Below are 20006 nucleotides of genomic sequence, written 5' to 3' on the forward strand. Positions count from 1 at the left end.
GCCTTCGACCCTGCCCAGCTGCTCGCGTACGCATTGCTGGACGTACAGCAATCGCCTTGGTACCGACGGGAGTTGGTCGCTCCGACGGACGGCACGCCGCCGACTCCGGCCGAGGCCTGGTCGGGTACGGCATGACACGTCCCGCGGGCCCGTCACTCCTCCGGCGGAGCAGGTGGCACCACCGCCACGGGGCTCGCCGCGTGCAGCAGGACCGCCTGGGCCACCGAGCCCATCATGCGGGCGGGGGCCAGGAGACGGCGCCGGTGGCGGCCCACGACGACCAGGTGTGCGTCCCGGGAGGCCGAGACGAGGAGGCCGGCGGCGTCGCCCGGGGCCACGTACGGCTCGGCGTGGACATCGGGGTGGCGTTCGCGGTGCGGGGCGAGGAAGCCCTCGGCGAGGGCGCGGGTCTCGTTCTCGACGGCGTCCTGGTCGACGGCCGGCGGCAGGACCAGGCCGGGAGCCGCCGTCCAGATGTGCGCCGGCCATGAGTAGGCGGCGACGACCTGGAGCCGGGCGCCGCGCAGGGCCGCCTCCGTGAAGGCGAAGGAGAGCGTGGCCTCGTCGGGGCCGTCGACCTGCAGGCCGACGACGACTCGCGGCCCCGGCTCGATCGGCATGGCGTCGTGTACCTCGCGCCCCGGCTTGGGCACCACCACGACCGGGCACTCGGCGTCACGTGCGGCGGCCAAGCCGTTGGAGCCGAGCAGCAGGCTGGCGAACCCGCCGCGGCCCCGGGAGCCGAGCACCAACAGCTCGGCGGTGGCACCCAGTTCGGGCAGCACCGCGCCGGGTGCGCCCTCCAGGGCGGCGTACTCCGTCACCGGGCGCTCGACCCGCCCCGCCAGATACCGGCGTACCTGGTCGAGCACGGGGTCGTCCTCCGGTTCCGGCCGCCCGGCGGGCAGGACGTCCGGCTTGGCCCAGGCGGGGTACTGCTGTACGTGGACCACCCGCAGCGGCGCCTCACGCACCAGGGCGGCCTCGACGGCCCAGTCGAGCGCGACCAGACTGTCGTCCGATCCGTCGACCGCCGCGATGACCGGCAGGGTGCTCATGGGTTCCTCACCTCCGGAAGACGACCTTCGCCCCTCCCGGGGCCAGCCTCGCTCAGGGGTCGGCCCCAGGAGGCTTCTCAAGGTCGCGTGTCCGGAAAAACGGGCGGAACACGCCCGGATCGGCCCGACGGCGGCCGACGCGCGGCGCGACCGCCCGCCGGCACACCCGGACCCGCACATCACGTCAGGTCGAACTCGCCCTCCCTCGCGCCCGACACGAAGGCACCCCACTCGGCGGGGGTGAAGATCAGGGAAGGGCTCTCCGGCCGGTCGCTGTTGCGCATCGCGATGAATCCCTCGACAAAGGCGATCTGGACATCGCCCAGGCCGCGGCTGCCCGAGTGCCACTCGGCGTTGCTGAGGTCCAGCTCCGGCTTGTCCCAGCCCGCGAGCGGCTGCTGCTGGATGGTGCTCTCGGCCACGTCCGTGCTCCTCCCGATTCGTCCGAACGCGGCCAGCCTAGCGATCGGGTCCGGGTGTCAACAGGCCACGTGAGGGGGACCTTTGCGGTGGCCGCTCCGCCGCCGTCCGGGGAGCCGTCTCAGGCGTCCGGGGGCGCGGAGCCCACGAGCCACATCGAGAAGAACTGGGACCCGCCGCCGTAGGCGTGCCCGAGCACCTTCCGGGCCCGCTCCACCTGGTGTTCCCCGGCCTGTCCGCGCACCTGAAGGGCCGCTTCGGCGAACCGGATCATCCCGGAGGCCCCGATCGGGTTGGTGGACAGGACCCCGCCCGACATGTTGACGGGCAGGTCACCGTCGAGCTCGGTCACCCCGGCCTCGGTGAGCTTCCAGCCCTCGCCCTCGTCGGCGAATCCGAGGTTCTCCAGCCACATCGGCTCGTACCAGGAGAACGGCACGTAGATCTCGGCACCGTCGATCTCGCGGCGCGGATCGGCGATCCCCGCCTGCCGGTACACGTCGGCCGCGCAGTCCTTGCCCGCCTGCGGCGACACCGCGTCCTTGCCCGCGAAGAGGGTGGGCTCGCTGCGCATCGCGCCGCCCAGCATCCAGGCGGGCGGGCGGGGCGCCCGTGCGGCCCCGGCGCGGTCGGTGAGGATCATCGCGCACGCGCCGTCGGAGGACGGGCAGGTCTCCGAGTAGCGGATCGGGTCCCACAGCATGGGCGAGGCCTGGACCTTCTCCAGGGTGATGTCGTGTTCGTGGAGGTGCGCGTACGGGTTCTTCAGCGCGTTGCGCCGGTCCTTGTACGCCACCAGGGAGCCGATCGTGTCGGGTGCGCCGCTGCGCCGCATGTACGCGCGCACGTGCGGTGCGAAGAACCCGCCCGCCCCGGCCAGCAGGGGCTGCTGGAAGGGGATCGGCAGGGACAGGCCCCACATGGCGTTCGACTCGGACTGCTTCTCGAAGGCGAGCGTCAGGACGGTGCCGTGCACGCGGGCCGCGACCAGGTTGGCGGCGACGAGGGCGGTGGATCCGCCGACGGAGCCGGCCGTGTGCACCCGGAGCATGGGCTTGCCGACCGCGCCGAGCGCGTCGGCGAGGTAGAGCTCCGGCATCATCACGCCCTCGAAGAAGTCGGGTGCCTTGCCGATGACGACGGCGTCGATGTCGGCCCAGCTCAGCTCGGCGTCGTCGAGCGCCCTTCGGGCGGCCTCCCGGACGAGTCCGGCGATCGACACGTCCCGGCGCGCCGCGACGTGCTTGGTCTGGCCGATTCCTACGACGGCCACGGGCTCCTTGCTCATCGCGGATCCCCTTCGAGTACGGCGACCAGGTTCTGTTGCAGACAAGGGCCGGACGTGGCGTGCGCGAGGGCCCGGTCGGACTCGCCCCGCTGGATACGGGCCGCGGCCTCTCCAATGCGGATGAGCCCGGCGGCCATGACGGGGTTGGCGGCGAGCGCTCCGCCGGACGGATTCACACGCACCCTGTCGTCGAGCTTGAGCGCCTTGCGCAGGACGACCTCCTGCGAGGTGAAGGGCGCGTGCAACTCGGCGGTGTCGACGGGCCGTTCGAACGCCCCGGCCTTCTCGGCGGCGAGGCGGGTCGACGGCGAGTCGGTCAGGTCACGGACACCCAGGCCGTGTGCCTCGATGCGGTGGTCGATGCCGCGGATCCAGGCGGGCCGTGCGCACAGGTCCCGGGCCCGCTCCCCCGCCGCGAGGATCACGGCGGCGGCGCCGTCGCCGATGGGCGGGCAGTCGCCGGTACGGAGCGGTCGTACGACGTACTCGCCGTGCGGCACCGAACCCCGCATCTGGGCATGGGAGTTGGCGACGGCGTCGGCGCGGCTGCGGGCCGCGACCGCGGCGAGCGCGGGCTCGTCCGTGTGGCCGGCGTCGATGAGCGCCTGGGCCTGGAGGGCGGCCAGCGCGACGGAGTCGGGCCACAGGGGGGCGACGTAGTAGGGGTCGAGCTGCCGGGTCAGGACGTCGCGCAGGGGGCCGGGTGAGGACTTGCCGTAGGAGTAGACGAGCGCGGTGTCGGCGTCCCCCGTCAGCAGCTTGGTCCACGCCTCGTACAGCGCCCACGCGCCGTCCATCTCGACGTGTGACTCGGAGATCGGCGGCCAGGCGCCGACGCCGTCGAGGGCGAGGGTGAAGGAGAAGGCGCGGCCGGCGAGGTAGTCGCTGGAGCCGGAGCAGGTGAAGCCGATGTCGGCGGTCTTCAGGCCCGTCTGCGCGAGCACCTCGTGCAGGACCGGCATGAGCATCTCGACTTCGGAGAGCTCCTCGCTGGTGCGCCGGTGGTCGGTCTGTGCGAAGGCTACGACGGCGATCTCGCGGTTCACAGCAGCTCCCGGTAGGTGTCGTAGTCCGCGTCCGGCTCGCCCGTGGGCCGGTAGTGGTCGGGAAAGCGGGCGCCTTGCGTCCACACCGGTTCGACGCGCAGGCCCATGCGCACCTGGTCGTAGGGGATGCCGCCGATCCGGCCGTGCAGGGCGAGGTCAGCGCCGTCGAGGGCGATGTGGGCGTAGACGTACGGCACTTCGATGTCGAGGTTCTTCGCCTTGATGTTGACGATGCAGAACGTCGTGACTGTGCCGCTGGGACCTACCTCGACCTGTTCCGATGTGGCGACCCCACATGTGGGGCACGCACCCCTCGGCGGGACGTACACCTTGCGGCAGGACGGGCAGCGCTCGCCGACGTTGCGGTGTTCGGCCAGGGCGTTGATGTAGGCGGACTGGGCGCGGCCGGGCGAGTAGGTGTAGTCGAGTCGGGCTTGGGCGACGATGCCGGTGACCGGGTCGTCGAACTCACCGGTGTGGCCAGTGCGTTCGGCCGAACCACCGTCGTTCGGCGCACTTTCGTACGGCTCGCTTTCGTACGGCTCGAAGCAGGCGATGTCGGTGATGGCGCCGATGCGCTCCTCGGCCCAGCGGATGCGGACACGCATGCCGGTGTGCACGGCGTCGGGGCCGGGCGCGTCGAGGGCGTGCAGGAGGGCGGTGTCGGCACCGTCGAGGCGGACCAGCGCCCAGGCGAAGGGGGTGTCGAGGGGCTGGTCGCGGCGGGGGGCGTGGTTCCAGGCCCAGGTGGTCACCGTCCCGGTGGGGGTGACCTCGACCAGATCGCGGATCTCCTCGGCGGTGACGGGGTCGTACTCGACGGGTGGGACGAGGGTACGGCCGTCTGCGGTTCGCACACCCAGGACGATCCGTTCGCGCAGTCCGGTCAGGAATGCGCTCTGGACCGGACTGAGGGAACGGGTGAAGGGGAATTCGACGGTCAGCGGAGCCTTGAGGACTTCGGGCATCGGGGGCGTGCCTCCTTGGAGGTCGGGTGCGTGGAGCGCCCCGACAGGGGCGCGGGGAACTGCGCGACCAGCCACATCCGGCCCGCAGCTTCCAACCGGCTCATGCCGGCGCAGCGCTACGCACGCTTGTAGACAGGCGGCCGCTTCTCCGCGAAGGCGCGGGCGCCCTCCTTGGCGTCGGCGGTGTCGAAGATCGGCCAGCCGCGCCCCAGTTCGGCGGCGAGGCCGTCGGTCTCGGTCATCTCGGCGGTGTCGTAGACCGACGCCTTGACGGCTTCGACGGCCAGCGGCCCGCAGGCGTTGATCTGCTCGGCGATCTCCAGGGCCTTGGTCAGGGCCGTGCCGTCGGGGACGACGTGGCCGATCAGGCCGATGTCGGCGGCTTCCCGGGCGCTGTAGGGGCGGCCGGTGAGCAGCATCTCCAGGGCGTGCGTGCGGGGGATCTGCCGTTGCAGCCGGACTGTGGAGCCGCCGATCGGAAACAGGCCTCGTTTGACTTCGAAGAGCCCGAACGTCGCCGACTCGCCCGCGACCCGGATGTCCGTGCCCTGAAGCATCTCGGTGCCTCCAGCGACGCAGTACCCCTCGACGGCGGCGATCACCGGCTTGCGCGGGCGGTGGTGGCGGAGCATCGCCTTCCAGTGCAGGTCGGGATCGGCCTTGAGCCGGTCGCGGTAGTGCTCCCCCTCGAGACCGCCGTTCCCGGCGAGGGCCTTGAGGTCCATGCCCGCGCAGAAACAGCCCCCCGCTCCGGTGAACACGATCGAGCGGATCGAATCGTCCGCGTCGGCCTCGACCCAGCCGTCGTACAGTCCGACCAGCATCGGCAACGAGAGCGCGTTCTTCGCCTCCGGCCTGTTGAGCGTGAGCACCAGCGTGGCGCCCTCGCGCCGCACGGTGAGGTGTTCTGTCCCACCCATGACCCGTCTCCCCTCTGCCAGAACGAGAACAGGTTGCAGTAGGCGCGGAGGCACTTCAAGAGTTTTCTGACAGTCAGTCAGATTCTTTTGCGCGGAGGCTTCACAGTTGTGCCGCCCTTTGCTCTGATGACCGGCAACCGTCGGAGAGCCAGGCCCTGTCGAGGTCAGGAGGAGCGGTGGAGTACAACCTTGCCGACCTGTTCGAGTCGGTCGTCGACGCGGTTCCCGACCGCGAGGCGCTCGTGTACGTCGACCACCCGGGCACGGGCGCGGAGCGCCGCCTGACGTACGCGCAACTGGACGCGGCCGCCAACCGGATCGGCCACCATCTGATCGACAGCGGGATACGCCCCGGCGAGCACCTCGGACTCCACCTCTACAACGGCGTCGAGTACCTGCAGACGGTGCTGGGCTGCCTGAAGGCACGGATCGTTCCGGTCAACGTCAACTACCGGTATGTCGAAGAGGAGTTGGTGTACCTCTACCGGGACGCCGATCTGGTGGCCCTGGTCTTCGAGGCGGAGTTCATGGACCGGGTGGCGGCGGCGCTGCCACAGGTGGACGGGCTACGGCATCTCGTGCGGGTCGGCACCGCGGCGCCGGGTGCCACCGACGCACCGGTCGTACCCGCCGTGGCCTTCGCGGACGCCGAGGCGGCCGGGTCACCGGGGCGCGGGTTTCCCGCGCGGTCGGGCGACGACCAGTTCATCATCTACACCGGCGGCACCACCGGGATGCCCAAGGGTGTGATGTGGCGCCAGGAGGACCTGTTCTTCTCGGGGCTGGGCGGGGGTGCGCCGACCGGCGAGCCGGTGAAGAAGCCGGAGGAGCTCGCCGAGCGCGTGGCGGCGGGCGGCGACGGGATCACGTTCTTCCCCACCGCGCCGCTGATGCACGGGACCTCCACGCTGACCGCCTTCATCGGCTTCAACTTCGGCCAGCGGATCGTGATCCACCGCAAGTTCGTGCCGGAGGAGGTCCTGCGGACGATCGAGAAGGAGAGGGTCACCAGCGTGTCGCTGGTGGGCGACGCGATGCTGCGGCCACTCGTCGACGCGCTGAACGGGCCCATGAAGGGCACGGACTGCTCGTCGATGTTCAGCGTGTCCTCGTCCGGGGCAATCATGTCCGACACGGTGCGCCGGCAGTTCCAGGAGCTGGTCCCGAACGTGATGCTGCTGAACAACTTCGGGTCCTCGGAGTCCGGCTTCAACGGCACCGCGACCGAGGACTCCGGACCCGAGCGGGGCTTCCGCATCCGCGTCAACTCCCGTACGCAGGTGGTCGATCCGGCCACGCACGAGCCGGTCGCGGTGGGCGAGGTGGGCCGGGTCGCGCAGTGCGGCCATGTACCGCTCGGCTACTACAACGACCCGGCGAAGACCGCCGAGACCTTCTTCGAGAAGGACGGCGAGCGGTGGGTGCTGCTCGGCGACATGGCCACGGTCGACGCCGAGGGCGTCGTCACCGTGCTGGGTCGCGGCTCGCAGTGCATCAACACCGGCGGCGAGAAGGTGTATCCGGAGGAGGTCGAGCAGGCGCTCAAGTCCCATCCCGACGTGTACGACGCACTCGTGGCCGGGGTGCCGGACGCGAAGTGGGGGCATCACGTGGCGGCCGTCGTGCAGTTGCGCTCCGGCGCGGTGCGGCCGTCGCTGGCGGACATCCAGACGCACTGCCGGTCCCATCTCGCGGGGTACAAGATCCCCCGCCAGCTGGTGATCACGGAGTCGATCCGGCGCTCGCCCAGCGGCAAGGCGGACTACCGGTGGGCCCGGGAGGTGGCGGTGGCGGCGGACGGATGAATTCCGGGCAGGCCCGATTGAACCTAAGGTGACGTGCGGACGTACTCGTGGTGGCAGGCTCGGTCATCGGGCGCTGTTTGCCATGCCATCGCAAGACCGCACGGGAGGACCTCCGGGTGTCGCAGGAGGCAGCAACAGAGCAAGCAGGACGAGAGACGCAGGAAGCGGAGACGGCAGCGGTCGAGCAAGCCGACGGGGCCGAGGCCGCCGAGCCGGTCGACGAGACCAGCGCGCCCCGCCCCGCGGACCGGCCCGGCTGGTTCGGCTGGCGCCGTCGTTACCCGCGCGCCGCACGTGCCGTGCGGATGGGGACGAATGTCCTGGCCTGTGCGCTGGTCCTCGCCGCACTCCTCGTGCCGAACCGCCTCGACTGGATCACGGTCCAGCAGTTCCTCCGTCTCCCCGTCGAGGCGATCTTCCTCGCGGCCGTCCTGCTCGCACTGCCAACAAAGGCACGGCGGATCACGGCCGTCGCCCTGGGGGCGTTGCTCGGGCTGTCCACCCTTCTCAAGTGCCTCGACATGGGCTTCCGCCAGACCCTGGCGCGGCCGTTCGACCTGGTCTTCGACTGGGTGCTGCTGTACGACGCGGCGGACTTCCTGAAGGACTCGCTCGGCCGCTCGGGGCAGGTGCTCGCGGTGGCCGGGGTGATCGTCCTGATCGTCGCCTTGCTCGTGGTGAGCGCGCTCGCGGTGATGCGGCTCGCGGATGTACTGGCCCGGCACCGCCCCGTGGCCGTACGCACCACGCTGGTCCTCGGCGTCGTGTGGATCATCTGCTTCACCCTGGGGATGCAGTTCGGCGGGGTCACGGTCGCCACCAAGAGCTACGCCCAGTACCTCGCCAACCGTGTGCAGTACGTCCGCGACGGCCTCGGGGACGCCGAGGACTTCAAGAAGCAGCTCCCTGTCGACGCTTTCGCCGACACCCCGCCCGACCAGCTGCTGACCGGACTGCGCGGCAAGGACGTCATGTTCACCTTCATCGAGAGCTACGGCCGGGTGGCCATCGACGATCCGGCGATGGCACCGGAGGTCGACGCGACGCTCAAGGAGGGCGACGCCAGGCTTGCGTCGGCCGGTTTCGCGGCGCGCAGCGGCTGGCTCAGGTCGCCCGTGACGGGCGCCGGCAGCTGGCTCGCCCACTCGACGTTCCTGTCCGGCCTGTGGGTCAAGAACCAGCAGCGGTACCGCACCCTGACCACCAGTGACCGCGCGACCCTCACCAGCTACTTCCAGAAGAGCGGCGCCTGGCGGACCGTCGGCATCGTCCCGGGCGTCCGCAAGTCCTGGCCCGAGGGCAAGTACTTCGGCCTCGACCACATCTACGACTCCACCCACCTCGGCTATCAGGGCCCGTACTTCAGCTGGACGCCCGTGCCGGACCAGTTCAGCCTGGAGTCCTTCCAGAAGCTGGAGCACGGCAAGAAGAACCGCGAGCCGATCATGGCGGAGATCATCCTGGCGTCCAGCCACAACCCCTGGTCTCCCATCGCCCACACGATCGACTGGAACGACCTCGGCGACGGTTCGGTCTTCCACAAGATCAAGAAGGAGGGCACGAACCCCACCGAGGTCTGGAAGAGCGCCAAGCGCGTGCGGACCGAGTACCGCAAGGCCATCCAGTACTCCCTGGACAGCCTGACCCAGTGGGTCGAGCGCTACGGCGACGACAACACCGTCCTCGTCTTCCTCGGCGACCACCAGCCCGTCCCGACGGTCACCGCGGGCAGCACCAACCGGGATGTTCCGGTCACGATCGTCGCCCGTGACAAGAAGGTTCTGGACCGGATCGCCGACTGGGGCTGGACGGACGGACTCAAGCCCGCCGAGAACGCACCGACGTGGGGCATGGACAAGTTCCGGGACCGCTTCATGACCGCATACGGGCCCCGGACGGACTGAGCAACCGGTGCTGGGCCGTTCGGGGACATTCGCTGAGCGAAAGGCTTCGTACGGCGTAACAGGACGCGCCGGTGTGCGGGGGGCGTCCCTACGGTCGCAATGACGGTCGTCGTGACCGCTGGACCGAAAGGGAACCCCCGTGAAGAGACGCATCCGCGCGATATGCACGACTGCGATCACCGTTCTCGTCACCGCCGGACCGGCGGCCCCCGTTGCCCACGCCCAGAACGACCTGGACTGCGCCGACTTCACCTTCCGGGAAGACGCACAGGCGGAGTTCAACCGCGACTCCGGGGACCCGCACCGTCTGGACGAGGACCATGGAGTGGACGACGGCATCGCCTGTGAGACGCTGCCGCGCCGGGACGTTGCCGTCTCGCCGCCGCTCCCCACGCTGACGCCCCTGCCCACGCTGTCTCCCCTCCCGACCCCGACCCGCTCGGTGATCCCCACGCAGGGGGTCAGGGGCGGCCTGGGCGGTGGGCGAGGGCCGGCGGACTTCGAAGTGGCGCTGGGAGCCGGCTTGGCCGCCGGTGCGCTGGCTCTGACCCTCGGTTACGTCGTGTACCGGCGTCGGACCGGCCACTGAGGCGGGTCTGCACCGTCACTCCGCCAGAAACGCCTCTACGGCCACCAGGAACTCCTCGGGCCGGGTCTCGTGGACCAGATGTCCCGTGTCGAAGGTCACCAGCCGGGTGTCGGGGATCAGGTCGGCGAGCTCGGCGATCTGCGCCTGCGGGATGAGGCTGGTGGGGCCGCCCCCGATCAGCAGGGTCGGCATGGTGATCCGACCCATGTGGTCCCACCACACAGGATCGGGGGCGTTGCGCTGTTCGTCGGTCGCCCGCACCATGGCCCAGTCGAACGGCAGCTCCCCCTCCGGCCGTTCAGCGGGCGGGCGTGGCGGGTCGAGCGGGAACGGTGCCGGTACGTCCTCCAGGACCAGCCGCCGTACGACCTCGGGTGACTGCTGCGCGAGGAGGTAGGCGACCGCGCCGCCGAGCGAGTGGCCGACGACATCGACCCGGTCGAGGCCGAGGGCGACGAGGAAGGCTCGTATGTCGTCGCGCATCACCTCGTACCGGTACACCTCCGGCCCCGCGCCCGGATCCGTGCCGGGCCAGTCGCTGCGCCCATGCCCCCGCAGATCAGGCGCGTACACCCGACGTGGGCGCGGCTCCGCCGCCAGCCCTTCCGCGATCCGCGCCCAGTCCGCGCCGTCGGCGCCGCGGCAGTGCAGCAGGAGGACGGGCGGCGCGTCATCGGGGCCCCAGGCGCGGTAGGCCAGGGTGATGCCGTTTGCCTTGACAGTGCGGGACCCCGGCTCACGTGGCCCTGGGTCGCTCAGGCGTCCGTTCCTCATCAAGCCCTGGCCATTGACCAGACCTGGTCCGGCAGGCGACGCTCCCCCGTCCAGGAAGGTCACGACACGCCGTACGAACCACTCCGCGTCGTCCAGCCACGGATGGTGCCCGGCGCCCGGTTGCACGGCGACCTCGGCGTTCGGGAAGACGTCGGCGGTGCGGTGGGCGAGCTCGGGGCCGGGGGCGACGTCGAGTTCGCCCGCGAGGACGAGGACCGGGGCGGCGAGCCGGGAGAGTGCGGAGCGGGTGGCGGGCGGGTCGTAGGCGCCGTCGGACCCGTAGATGTCGGCGGCCTCTTCATTGGTCTCGTCGTCGCCGCGCGCGTCGTGCTCCTTGGCCGCGTCGTCCCAGCGCCCGAAGAAGAAGGGCGCGAACACGGGATCGTAGTCGCCCGTCCCCGCCAGCCAGGCTTCGTACGCCGGGAAGGCGTCCGCGAACCACGGCTCGTCCTCCCTCAGCCGAGCGGCGGCCAGCCGGTCCTCGGTGGTGGCCGGCATCCCCAGGGCCCACGGATTCGCGGTCACCAGGGCCAGCCGCGACACCCGCTCCGGATACCGGGCTGCGTACAGCATGGCGAGGCTGCCGCCGGCCGAGTGGGCGAGCACATCCATGTGGGCCAGCCCCATGTGGGCGCGCAACACCTCAACGTCGTCCACCAGGTGGTCGCAGCGGTACGTCGCCGGGTCCGCCGGTACGGGCGAGTCCCCGGTGCCCCGCAGGTCGAGCAGCACGAGCTGTCGGTGCGCGGCGAGTCCGCCCAGGTCGTCCAGGTAGGCGGAGGCCCGCATCGGCCCCCCGGGGAGGACGACGAGAGGTTCGCCCTCACCCCGCAGGTGGTAGGCGATCTCGGTCCCGTCGGTGGCGGTGAAGTACGGCATGGCGCCGATCTTGGTCGCCGAGACACCGCCGCGGCAACCGAGTTGTGCCAGCCGCAGAAAGTGCGGCCCGCCCTCTTGTCTGATCATTCACCGCCTGGATTACTGATCCCGAACACCCGGACCGAATGATCGGTCGTCCGGATTGATGCGGTTGGCGAGGGAGAACTCCCCATGGCGGATGCGACGGAGCTACTGGACTCGGGGGAACGGCTCGACCCGGAGGCGCTGCGGGCGTTGCAGCTGGAGCGGCTGCGAGCCTCGCTGCGGCACGCGTACGACAACGTGCCGTTCTACCGGGAGTCCTTCGACAAGGCCGGCGTACGGCCCGACGACTGCCGTTCGCTCGCCGATCTGACCCGCTTCCCGTTCACCACCAAGGCCGACCTGCGCGAGAACTACCCGTACGGGATGTTCGCCGTGCCCCAGAACCGTATCCGCCGCATCCATGCCTCCAGCGGCACCACCGGACGCCCCACGGTCGTCGGCTACACCGACGCCGACCTTTCCCTGTGGTCCGACATGGTGGCCCGGTCGATTCGGGCGGCCGGTGGACGGCCTGGGGACAAGGTCCATGTGGCGTACGGCTATGGGCTGTTCACCGGTGGACTCGGCGCGCACTACGGTGCCGAACGACTGGGTTGTACGGTCATCCCGGCGTCCGGCGGGATGACGGCCCGCCAGGTGCAGCTGATTCAGGACCTCAAGCCCGAGATCATCATGGTGACGCCGTCGTACATGCTCACCCTCCTCGACGAGTTCGAGCGGCAGGGCGTCGATCCGCGCGGCACCTCCCTGCGTGTCGGCATCTTCGGCGCCGAGCCCTGGACCGAGCAGATGCGTCAGGAGATCGAGGAGCGGTTCGCGATCGACGCCGTCGACATTTACGGGCTGTCCGAGGTGATCGGGCCGGGGGTCGCGCAGGAGTGCGTGGAGACCAAGGACGGGCTCCATGTGTGGGAGGACCACTTCTTTCCCGAGATCGTCGACCCGATCAGCGGGGAGGTGCTGCCCGACGGTGAGGAGGGCGAACTGGTCTTCACCTCGCTCACCAAGGAGGCGATGCCGATCGTCCGGTACCGGACACGGGACCTGACGCGGCTGCTGCCGGGCACGGCGCGGGCGTTCCGGCGGATGGAGAAGGTGACCGGCCGCAGTGACGACATGGTGATCCTGCGGGGGGTGAACCTCTTCCCCACCCAGATCGAGGAGATCGTGCTGCGCACGCCCGGGGTCGCACCCCATTTCCAGCTGCGCCTGACCCGGGAGGGCCGTCTGGACGCGCTCACCGTACGGGCGGAGGCCCGCCCCGACGCGTCCCCCGAGACCCGGGACGCCGCGGCGCAGTCCATCGCGGCGGCCGTGAAGGACGGCATCGGCGTGTCGGTCGCCGTGGAGATCGTCGAACCGGAGTCGCTGGAACGCTCCGTGGGCAAGATCCGGCGGATCGAGGACCTGCGGCCACGCTAGGCGCGCGATGACCCGGCTGCCCGAGAAGAGGACCTAGCTCCCCGAAAAGCGGTCCCTGAGCTCCCGTTTGAGGATCTTGCCGCTGGCGTTGCGCGGAAGCCCGTCCACGAACACCACCCGCTTCGGCGCCTTGAAGTGGGCGAGCTTGTCGCGGGCGTGCTCGATCAGTTCGGCCTCGGTCACCTCGCCGCGCGGCACGACGACCGCCGTGACGGCCTCGATCCACCGCTCGTCGGGCAGGCCGATCACGGCGGCCTCGGCGACGCCCTCGTGCGTGTACAGCGCGTCCTCCACCTGGCGTGAAGCGACCAGCACGCCACCGGAGTTGATGACGTCCTTCACCCGGTCGACGATCGTGTAGTAGCCGTGCGGGTCGCGCACCGCGAGGTCGCCGGAGTGGAACCAGCCGTCGCGGAAGGCCTCTGCGGTCTCCTCGGGTTTGTCCCAGTAGCCCTCGCACAACTGCGGGGAACGGTAGACGATCTCGCCGGGGGTGCCGTCGGGCACGTCCTCGCCCTTCTCGTCGACCACTCGGGCGTCGACGAAGAGGACGGTACGGCCGCAGGAGTCCATGCGGCCCTTGTGCTCGTCCGGGGCCAGGACCATGGCCAGCGGGCCGATCTCGCTCTGCCCGAAGCAGTTGTAGAAGGCCAGCTTCGGCCACCGCTCCCGCAGTCGCTCCAGTACCGGCACCGGCATGATCGAGGCGCCGTAGTACGCCTTGCGGAGGCCGTCGAGGTCGCGGGTGGTGAAGTCGGGGCGGCCCGCGAGCCCGATCCATACGGTGGGCGGGGCGAAGAGGCTGTCCGCGCGGCCTGTTTCGATCAGGTCGAAGAGCCGGTCGCCGTCGGGCGCGTCGAGGATCGTGTTGGTGGCGCCGACCGCGAGATACGGCAGCAGGAACACATGCATCTGCGCGGAGTGGTACAGCGGCAGTGAGTGGACGGGGCGGTCGCCGGCGCTCAGGTCCAGGGCCGTGATCGCGCTCAGGTACTCGTGCACCAGGGCACGGTGGGTCATCATCGCGCCCTTGGGCAGGGCGGTCGTACCCGAGGTGTAGAGCAGTTGTACGAGGTCCTCGCTGCGCGCCTCCGGGCCGTCGTACGCGGGCGCCGTGACCTGCCGAGCCAGCAGGGAGTCGTCGGCGTCGCGCAGGGGCACCGTACGGACGTCGTCCGGGAGCCGGTCCGCCAGGTCCGGGTCGGTGAGGACCAGGGAGCTGCCGGACTGGCCGACGATGTACGCGAGGTCGTCGCCGGTGAGGTTCTGGTTGACCGGGACGTGGACGAGTCCGGCACGGGCGCAGGCGAGGAAGGCGATCAGATAGGCGTCCGAGTTGTGGCCGTAGGCGCCGACCCGGTCGCCGGGGGTGAGGCCTTGACCGAGCAGGACGCTCGCCGTGCGCGATACGGCCTCGTCGAGTTCCTCGTACGTCCAGGAGCGGTCGTGGTAGTCGACCGCCACGCGCGCGGGGGTGCGCCGGGCGCTGCGTCGCAGGACCCCGTCAACCGTGCTGCCGTGTCCAGGCGTCATGACACATGATCCTCGGTGCGTCGCACGGACAGGTCAAGCAGGACACCGCACAGGACACAGAACACCGTGCCGGGGACACATACCCGTTGGTACGCTCAACGGCTCCTTCCCTCAATGACGTTGGGAGGCACGATGCGCACCCGCCCCAGACGGCTCGTCGTCGCGGCCGTCGCCCTGCTCGCCGCCACGGCGGCCGGGCTGCCCGCGACCGCGGCCGAGCGGCAGGACTCGCAGGACCGGCAGGAACACCTCTCGAACGGCGGTCTGTCCGCCGTCATTCGCTACACCGAGTACGGCATCCCGCACATCGTCGCCAAGGGCTACAAGGACCTTGGTTTCGGCACCGGTTGGGCGCAGGCCGCCGACCAGGTGTGCACGCTCGCCGACGGGTTCGTGACCGTGCGCGGCGAGCGGTCGCGTTTCTTCGGGCCGGACGCGGCGACCGACTTCTCGCTCTCCTCGGCCACCAGCAACCTCTCCAGCGACCTGTACTTCCGCGGCGTACGGCAGGCGCGCACGGTGGAGAAGCTGCTCGCCGAAGCGGCGCCGCAAGGCCCGAGCCGTCAGGTGAAGGACCTGATGCGCGGCTTCGCGGCCGGGTACAACGCCTGGCTGAAGCAGAACCGGATCACGGACCCCGCGTGCAAGGGGGCCGCCTGGGTGCGACCGGTCACCGCGCTCGACGTGGCCGCCCGCTTCTACGCCGTCGCCGTGCTCGGCGGCCAGGGCGGCGCCGTGGACGACATCACGTCCGCCCAGCCACCCACCGGATCCGCAGCCCGCGCCAAGGGCCTAGGGACCAGCCCGGACGCCAAGGCCCTGATTCGGGCCGTGCGCGAGCGGACCGCCGACGCGGAAATGGGCTCGAACGCGGTCGCCTTCCACGGCGACACCACGGCGAGCCGCCGCGGTCTGCTGCTGGGCAACCCGCACTACCCGTGGCACGGCGGACGCCGCTTCTGGCAGGCGCAGCAGACGATTCCCGGCGAGCTCAACGTCGCCGGCGCGTCGCTGCTCGGCTCGCCGACGATCTCCATCGGTTACAACGCCCATGTGGCGTGGAGCCACACCGTTTCGACCGGTGTCCCGTTCAACCTGCACAGGCTGACGCTGGATCCGGCTGACCCCACCGTCTATCTGGTGGACGGCACACCCGAGCGGATGACGAAACGGACCGTGGCCGTCGCGGTCAAGGACGGCACACCGGTGACCCGCACCCAGTGGTGGACCCGGTACGGCCCTGTCGTGGCCTCCGCCGACGGCGACCTCCCGCTGCCCTGGACGGCGACGACGGCGTACGCGCTGGGCGACCCCAACGCGGCCAACATGAGGTTCGCCGACACTTCTCTCGGCTTCAGCAAGGCGCGCGGCACGGCCGACGTCCTCGCGTCCCTCGCCCGGCACCAGGGCCTGCCGTGGGTGAACACCATCGCCGCGGACTCCTCGGGGCACTCCCTCTACACCCAGTCACAGGTGCTGCCGCGCATCACCGACGATCTCGCGGCGCGGTGTTCGACGGACCTCGGCAAGGTCACCTACCCGGCGGCGGGCCTCGCGGTGCTCGACGGCTCCCGCGGTGACTGCGCGCTGGGCACCGACGCCGACGCGGTCCGGCCCGGGATCTTCGGGCCCGCACGCATGCCTACGCTGACGGACGCACCGTACGCGGAGAACTCCAACGACAGCGCGTGGCTGGCCAACGCCGACCGGCCGCTCACCGGATACGAGCGGATCTTCGGCAACGTCGGCACCCAGCGGTCGCTGCGCACCCGCGGCGCGATCCAGGATGTGGCGGCGATGGCGAAGCGGGGCGGTCTGACCGTCCGGGACCTGGAGCGGCAGCAGTTCGCGAACCGGGTGCCTGCCGGTGACCTGGCCGCGGCCGACGTGGCGAAGGCGTGTGCGGCGCTGCCGGGTGGGACGGCGACAGGCAGTGACGGCAAGGCCGTTGACGTCACCGAGGCCTGTTCGGTGCTCGCGAGCTGGGACCGCACGATGGACAGCGGCAGCCGGGGCGCCCTGCTCTTCGACCGGTTCTGGCGGAAGCTGACGGCGAAGGTGCCGGCCGCCCAGCGGTGGAAGGTGCCCTTCTCGGCGGCGGACCCGGTGCGCACCCCGAACACCCTCAACACCGACGCCCCGGGCTTCGCCACGGCCCTCGCGGACACGGTCGCGGAGCTCCGGGCGGCGGGCATCGCGCTCGACTCGCGCCTCGGCGAGCACCAAGTCGTCGTACGGAACGGTCAGCGCATCCCCGTTCCGGGCGGCACGGAAGGGCTGGGCGTGTGGAACAAGATCGAGCCCGTGTGGGACCAGGCGCGCGGCGGCTATCAGGAGGTGACGACCGGCTCCAGCCACATCCAGGCGGTGGGCTGGGACGGCAGCCGCTGCCCGGTCGTCCGTACGCTGCTGACGTACTCCCAGTCCTCGAACCCGGACTCGCCCCACTTCAGCGACCAGACCCGGTTGTTCTCCGGTGAGAAGTGGGTGACCTCGCGGTTCTGCGAGAAGGACATCGTGGCGTCGCCCGCTCTGAAGGTGGTGCGCGTGCACGAACGCTGAGTCGCTGTGGTCCCGTCCCCATGGGGCGGGACCACATAGCGCGGGACCACATGGTGCGAGACCACACTTGAGTGACGAGTGAAAATCTCCGTCGTTGCATGATGCAACAACAACCGTTCACCGAATGCTGCTTTTGCTACTCCGTGCTTCTGTGCGCCCCATTGGGGAAAGGTTTCCGGAAACCGAGCGCCGCTTTAAATGGGCAGGACTTGTGTCAAGTGTCAAGTCCGTGGCACGTTCCCCCATTTCACGTGCCGCGCTTGAGGGGGAGGTTTCCATGAGCCGTGCTGTGCCTGAACGAGAACACGCCTGGAGGGTGGGTACTGCGCCGGGCATATTCCCATTCATCGGCCACGGTATCGCCTTGTACCGTCGCCCGTTGGCTTTTCTGAATTCTTTGCCCGCTCATGGGGACCTGGTCGAGATACGGCTGGGTCCCCAGCGCGCCTGGATGGTGTGTCACCCGGAGTTGGTCCACCAAGTGCTCATGGACTCGCGCACCTTCGACAAGGGGGGCCCGCTCTACGACAGGCTGCGGTCGTTTCTGGGTGACGGGGTCGGCACCTGCCCCCACCAGGAGCACCGGCGGCAGCGCAGGATGCTCCAACCCGACTTCCGCGCGGCCCGTGTCGCCGACCACTCGGTGCTGATGGGCGGGGAGGTGGAGTCGGTGTGCCGTGAGTGGCGGGCCGGCGAGCAGGTCGACGTCAGCGCGACCATGCTGGCACTGACGACGCGGGTGATGAGCCGTGTGCTCTTCTCCGACTCGCTCGACGCCGCGACGGGCGCCGAATTGCGCAGCTGCCTCGCCACCATCGTCCGCGGCCTCTTCGTCCGGACGGTGGTTCCGGTCGACGCCCTGTTCCGCGCCCCCACGCCCGCGAACCGTCGCTACACCCGTGCCGTCGACCGCCTGCACGCGATCGTTGACGCGGCCATCGCCGAGCGCCGACAGGGCACTGCATGCGGCGGCCGGACCGACGTACTGGGCACTCTGCTGGCGGCCGCGCAGGACCATGGCGGAGCGGCGATCACCGCACAGGAAGTCCACGACCAGCTCATCACGCTCCTGTTCGCCGGAGCCGAGACCACCGCCCTCTGCCTCACCTCCGCCCTCGACCTGCTGGCGCGGCATCCGGAGGAGGAGCGCCGGCTGCACTCCGAGGTCGACGCCGTGCTCGCCGGGGGCCGACTGCCCGGTCCCGACGAGCTGCCGCGCCTCGTCCGCACCCGACTCGTCCTCACCGAGACGCTTCGCCACCGCCCGCCCGGCTGGCTCTTCACTCGCGTCACCACCAAGGAAACGCATCTGGCCGGTCACCGCCTCCCGCCGGGCGCCACTGTCCTCTACAGCCCCTACCTCCTGCATCACGACCCGGTCTCGTTCCCCGAGCCCGACCGCTTCCTCCCCGACCGCTGGCTGCCGGGGCAGGCTGTCGGCGTCCCGCAGGGAGCGATGATTCCGTTCGCCGCGGGCAGCCGTAAATGCATCGGCGACTCTTTCGCCATGGCGGAAGCCACCATGACTCTCGCGTACGTCGCACGGAATTGGCGTCTGCGCCACGTGCCCGGACACGTCGAACGCGTGCGTCCCGCGGCGACGTTGGGGCCGCGGTCCTTGGTGATGGTCTGCGAACCGCGAGCGCAACGGCCGCTCGGCACAGAGTCTCGTACGCGACTCCCGAACGGAAGGTGACAACGGTGTCGACGACGCATGAGGAAGTCGGTCTCGCGACACAAGGCGGAATTCCCGCCTCCAATCTCACGGAACTGATCGACGCGCATCTCTATATGCCGTTCCCGTTTCTGAGCAATGCCCACGCACCCGAAGCGGCCGCCGGCGTCGATGCGTGGTTACGCACGTGCGGGCTGACCGACGAACTGGGGGTGGAGGCGATGATCGCCTTCACCCGGCCCGCCGAACTCGCGTCCTGCATCAGCCCGACGGTGGAGCTGGATCTCCTCCAGATCGTGGCGAACCAAATCGCCTATCAATTCGTCTTCGACGACCGGGCGGAAGAGATCGGCCGGCGGTCGCCGGGCCGGCTGCTGCCCATGCTGAGCGAGAGCATCGGCATCCTGCGTGACGACGCCCGGCCCAGCACGCCCCTCGGGGCGGCACTGGCCGATCTCCACCGGCAGGTCCGAGAGCGGTGCACCCCCGCACAAGCCGCGCGCTGGGCATGGAAGAGCCGCGAATACGTGCACGGCCTCCTGTACGAGGCGGTGGCCCAGGCCCAGCCCCTCCCCCCGCCCATGGGACTGACCACCTCGATACGTTCGCTCACCGCGGGCGTCGAGCCCTTCCACCCGCTGGCCGAAGCGGCGCAACCGTGCGATCTGTCCCCCGAGGAACTCCATCACCCCGTCGTGCAACGCCTGAGCCGGCTGTCGGCCGATGCGGCGGTGTGGATACCCGACCTCTTCTCCGCGGTGAAGGAGCAACGGACGGGCGGCGTGATCAATCTGGCCCTCGCCCACCAGCGGGCCCTCGGGTGCTCCCTTCCGGCGGCCGTCATGCCGGCCATCCGGCAGATCAACGGCACGATCAGGGAGTTCGAGCGGCTCCACGACGAGATCAAGCCGGAGTTGAGCCCTGCCGGGATCGGCTACGTGGACGGCATGATCGGCTGGATCCGAGGGTGCTACTACTGGTCCCGCAGTGTGCCGCGCTATGCGGACGCGGCGCTGACTTCCGCACTCCTGTGAGGCATCCAACGGCCGAGAGCACTGATTCGAAGTTCACTACCCGAAGAGCGGACAATCGAACCACTTCGGCGCGGAATTCATCCT

15 protein-coding genes are annotated in these 20006 nt (G+C 70.3%); 7 read left to right on the forward strand and 8 right to left on the reverse strand.

The annotated features are described in order from the left end of the window. Positions 1-152: 152 nt before the first annotated feature. From ACQEV2_RS02005 to ACQEV2_RS02030, 6 genes are all read right to left on the reverse strand, one after another. Complete coding sequence (locus ACQEV2_RS02005; protein ID WP_433035760.1) at positions 153-1058, reverse strand: universal stress protein; 906 nt, start codon at positions 1056-1058, stop codon at positions 153-155. A gap of 179 nt (positions 1059-1237) precedes the next feature. Beyond that, positions 1238-1480, reverse strand: a complete 243-nt coding sequence (locus ACQEV2_RS02010; RefSeq protein ID WP_433035763.1) for a DUF397 domain-containing protein — start codon at positions 1478-1480, stop codon at positions 1238-1240. Positions 1481-1599: 119 nt separating this feature from the next. Beyond that, complete coding sequence (locus ACQEV2_RS02015; protein ID WP_433035766.1) at positions 1600-2766, reverse strand: thiolase domain-containing protein; 1167 nt, start codon at positions 2764-2766, stop codon at positions 1600-1602. Beyond that, positions 2763-3812, reverse strand: coding sequence for a thiolase domain-containing protein (locus ACQEV2_RS02020; protein WP_433035769.1), 1050 nt, complete (start codon positions 3810-3812; stop codon positions 2763-2765). Before ACQEV2_RS02020 ends, ACQEV2_RS02015 begins: the two co-directional genes overlap by 4 nt. After that, positions 3809-4780: a Zn-ribbon domain-containing OB-fold protein gene (locus tag ACQEV2_RS02025; RefSeq protein WP_433035772.1), complete on the reverse strand. Its 972-nt coding sequence runs from the start codon at positions 4778-4780 to the stop codon at positions 3809-3811. The genes ACQEV2_RS02020 and ACQEV2_RS02025 overlap by 4 nt, the downstream gene beginning before the upstream one ends. 116 nt (positions 4781-4896) lie before the next feature. Continuing rightward, the gene (locus ACQEV2_RS02030; RefSeq protein ID WP_433035775.1) at positions 4897-5700 is read right to left on the reverse strand and encodes a crotonase/enoyl-CoA hydratase family protein; all 804 of its coding nucleotides are present in this window, start codon (positions 5698-5700) and stop codon (positions 4897-4899) included. Between the two features lie 176 nt (positions 5701-5876). Here ACQEV2_RS02030 and ACQEV2_RS02035 point away from each other — a divergent pair, with 176 nt between their 5' ends. From ACQEV2_RS02035 to ACQEV2_RS02045, 3 genes are all read left to right on the forward strand, one after another. Next, complete coding sequence (locus ACQEV2_RS02035) at positions 5877-7505, forward strand: acyl-CoA synthetase (RefSeq protein WP_433035778.1); 1629 nt, start codon at positions 5877-5879, stop codon at positions 7503-7505. A gap of 305 nt (positions 7506-7810) precedes the next feature. After that, positions 7811-9409, forward strand: a complete 1599-nt coding sequence (locus tag ACQEV2_RS02040; protein ID WP_433054132.1) for a sulfatase — start codon at positions 7811-7813, stop codon at positions 9407-9409. Between the two features lie 139 nt (positions 9410-9548). Further along, positions 9549-9998, forward strand: coding sequence for a hypothetical protein (locus tag ACQEV2_RS02045; RefSeq protein WP_433035781.1), 450 nt, complete (start codon positions 9549-9551; stop codon positions 9996-9998). A gap of 15 nt (positions 9999-10013) precedes the next feature. On the opposite strand, the gene ACQEV2_RS02050 is transcribed toward ACQEV2_RS02045, so the two are convergent. Further along, positions 10014-11738: an alpha/beta fold hydrolase gene (locus tag ACQEV2_RS02050; RefSeq protein WP_433035784.1), complete on the reverse strand. Its 1725-nt coding sequence runs from the start codon at positions 11736-11738 to the stop codon at positions 10014-10016. An 84-nt stretch (positions 11739-11822) separates the two neighbouring features. On the opposite strand from ACQEV2_RS02050, the gene paaK reads away from it, so the two are divergent. Beyond that, the gene (paaK, locus tag ACQEV2_RS02055; RefSeq protein WP_433035787.1) at positions 11823-13118 is read left to right on the forward strand and encodes a phenylacetate--CoA ligase PaaK; all 1296 of its coding nucleotides are present in this window, start codon (positions 11823-11825) and stop codon (positions 13116-13118) included. A gap of 33 nt (positions 13119-13151) precedes the next feature. Here paaK and ACQEV2_RS02060 read toward each other — a convergent pair whose 3' ends face one another. After that, complete coding sequence (locus ACQEV2_RS02060; RefSeq protein ID WP_433035790.1) at positions 13152-14651, reverse strand: acyl-CoA synthetase; 1500 nt, start codon at positions 14649-14651, stop codon at positions 13152-13154. A gap of 132 nt (positions 14652-14783) precedes the next feature. On the opposite strand from ACQEV2_RS02060, the gene ACQEV2_RS02065 reads away from it, so the two are divergent. From ACQEV2_RS02065 to ACQEV2_RS02075, 3 genes are all read left to right on the forward strand, one after another. Then, positions 14784-17213, forward strand: a complete 2430-nt coding sequence (locus tag ACQEV2_RS02065; protein ID WP_433035793.1) for a penicillin acylase family protein — start codon at positions 14784-14786, stop codon at positions 17211-17213. Positions 17214-17490: 277 nt separating this feature from the next. Next, the gene (locus tag ACQEV2_RS02070) at positions 17491-18909 is read left to right on the forward strand and encodes a cytochrome P450 (RefSeq protein WP_433035796.1); all 1419 of its coding nucleotides are present in this window, start codon (positions 17491-17493) and stop codon (positions 18907-18909) included. A gap of 5 nt (positions 18910-18914) precedes the next feature. Then, positions 18915-19922 carry a (-)-alpha-amorphene synthase gene (locus tag ACQEV2_RS02075; RefSeq protein ID WP_433035799.1) on the forward strand — a complete coding sequence of 336 codons (1008 nt, stop codon included), beginning with the start codon at positions 18915-18917 and terminating at the stop codon, positions 19920-19922. Positions 19923-20006 lie beyond the last annotated feature (84 nt).

The organism is Streptomyces sp. CA-251387 (assembly GCF_050936625.1).
GTDB lineage: Bacteria > Actinomycetota > Actinomycetes > Streptomycetales > Streptomycetaceae > Streptomyces.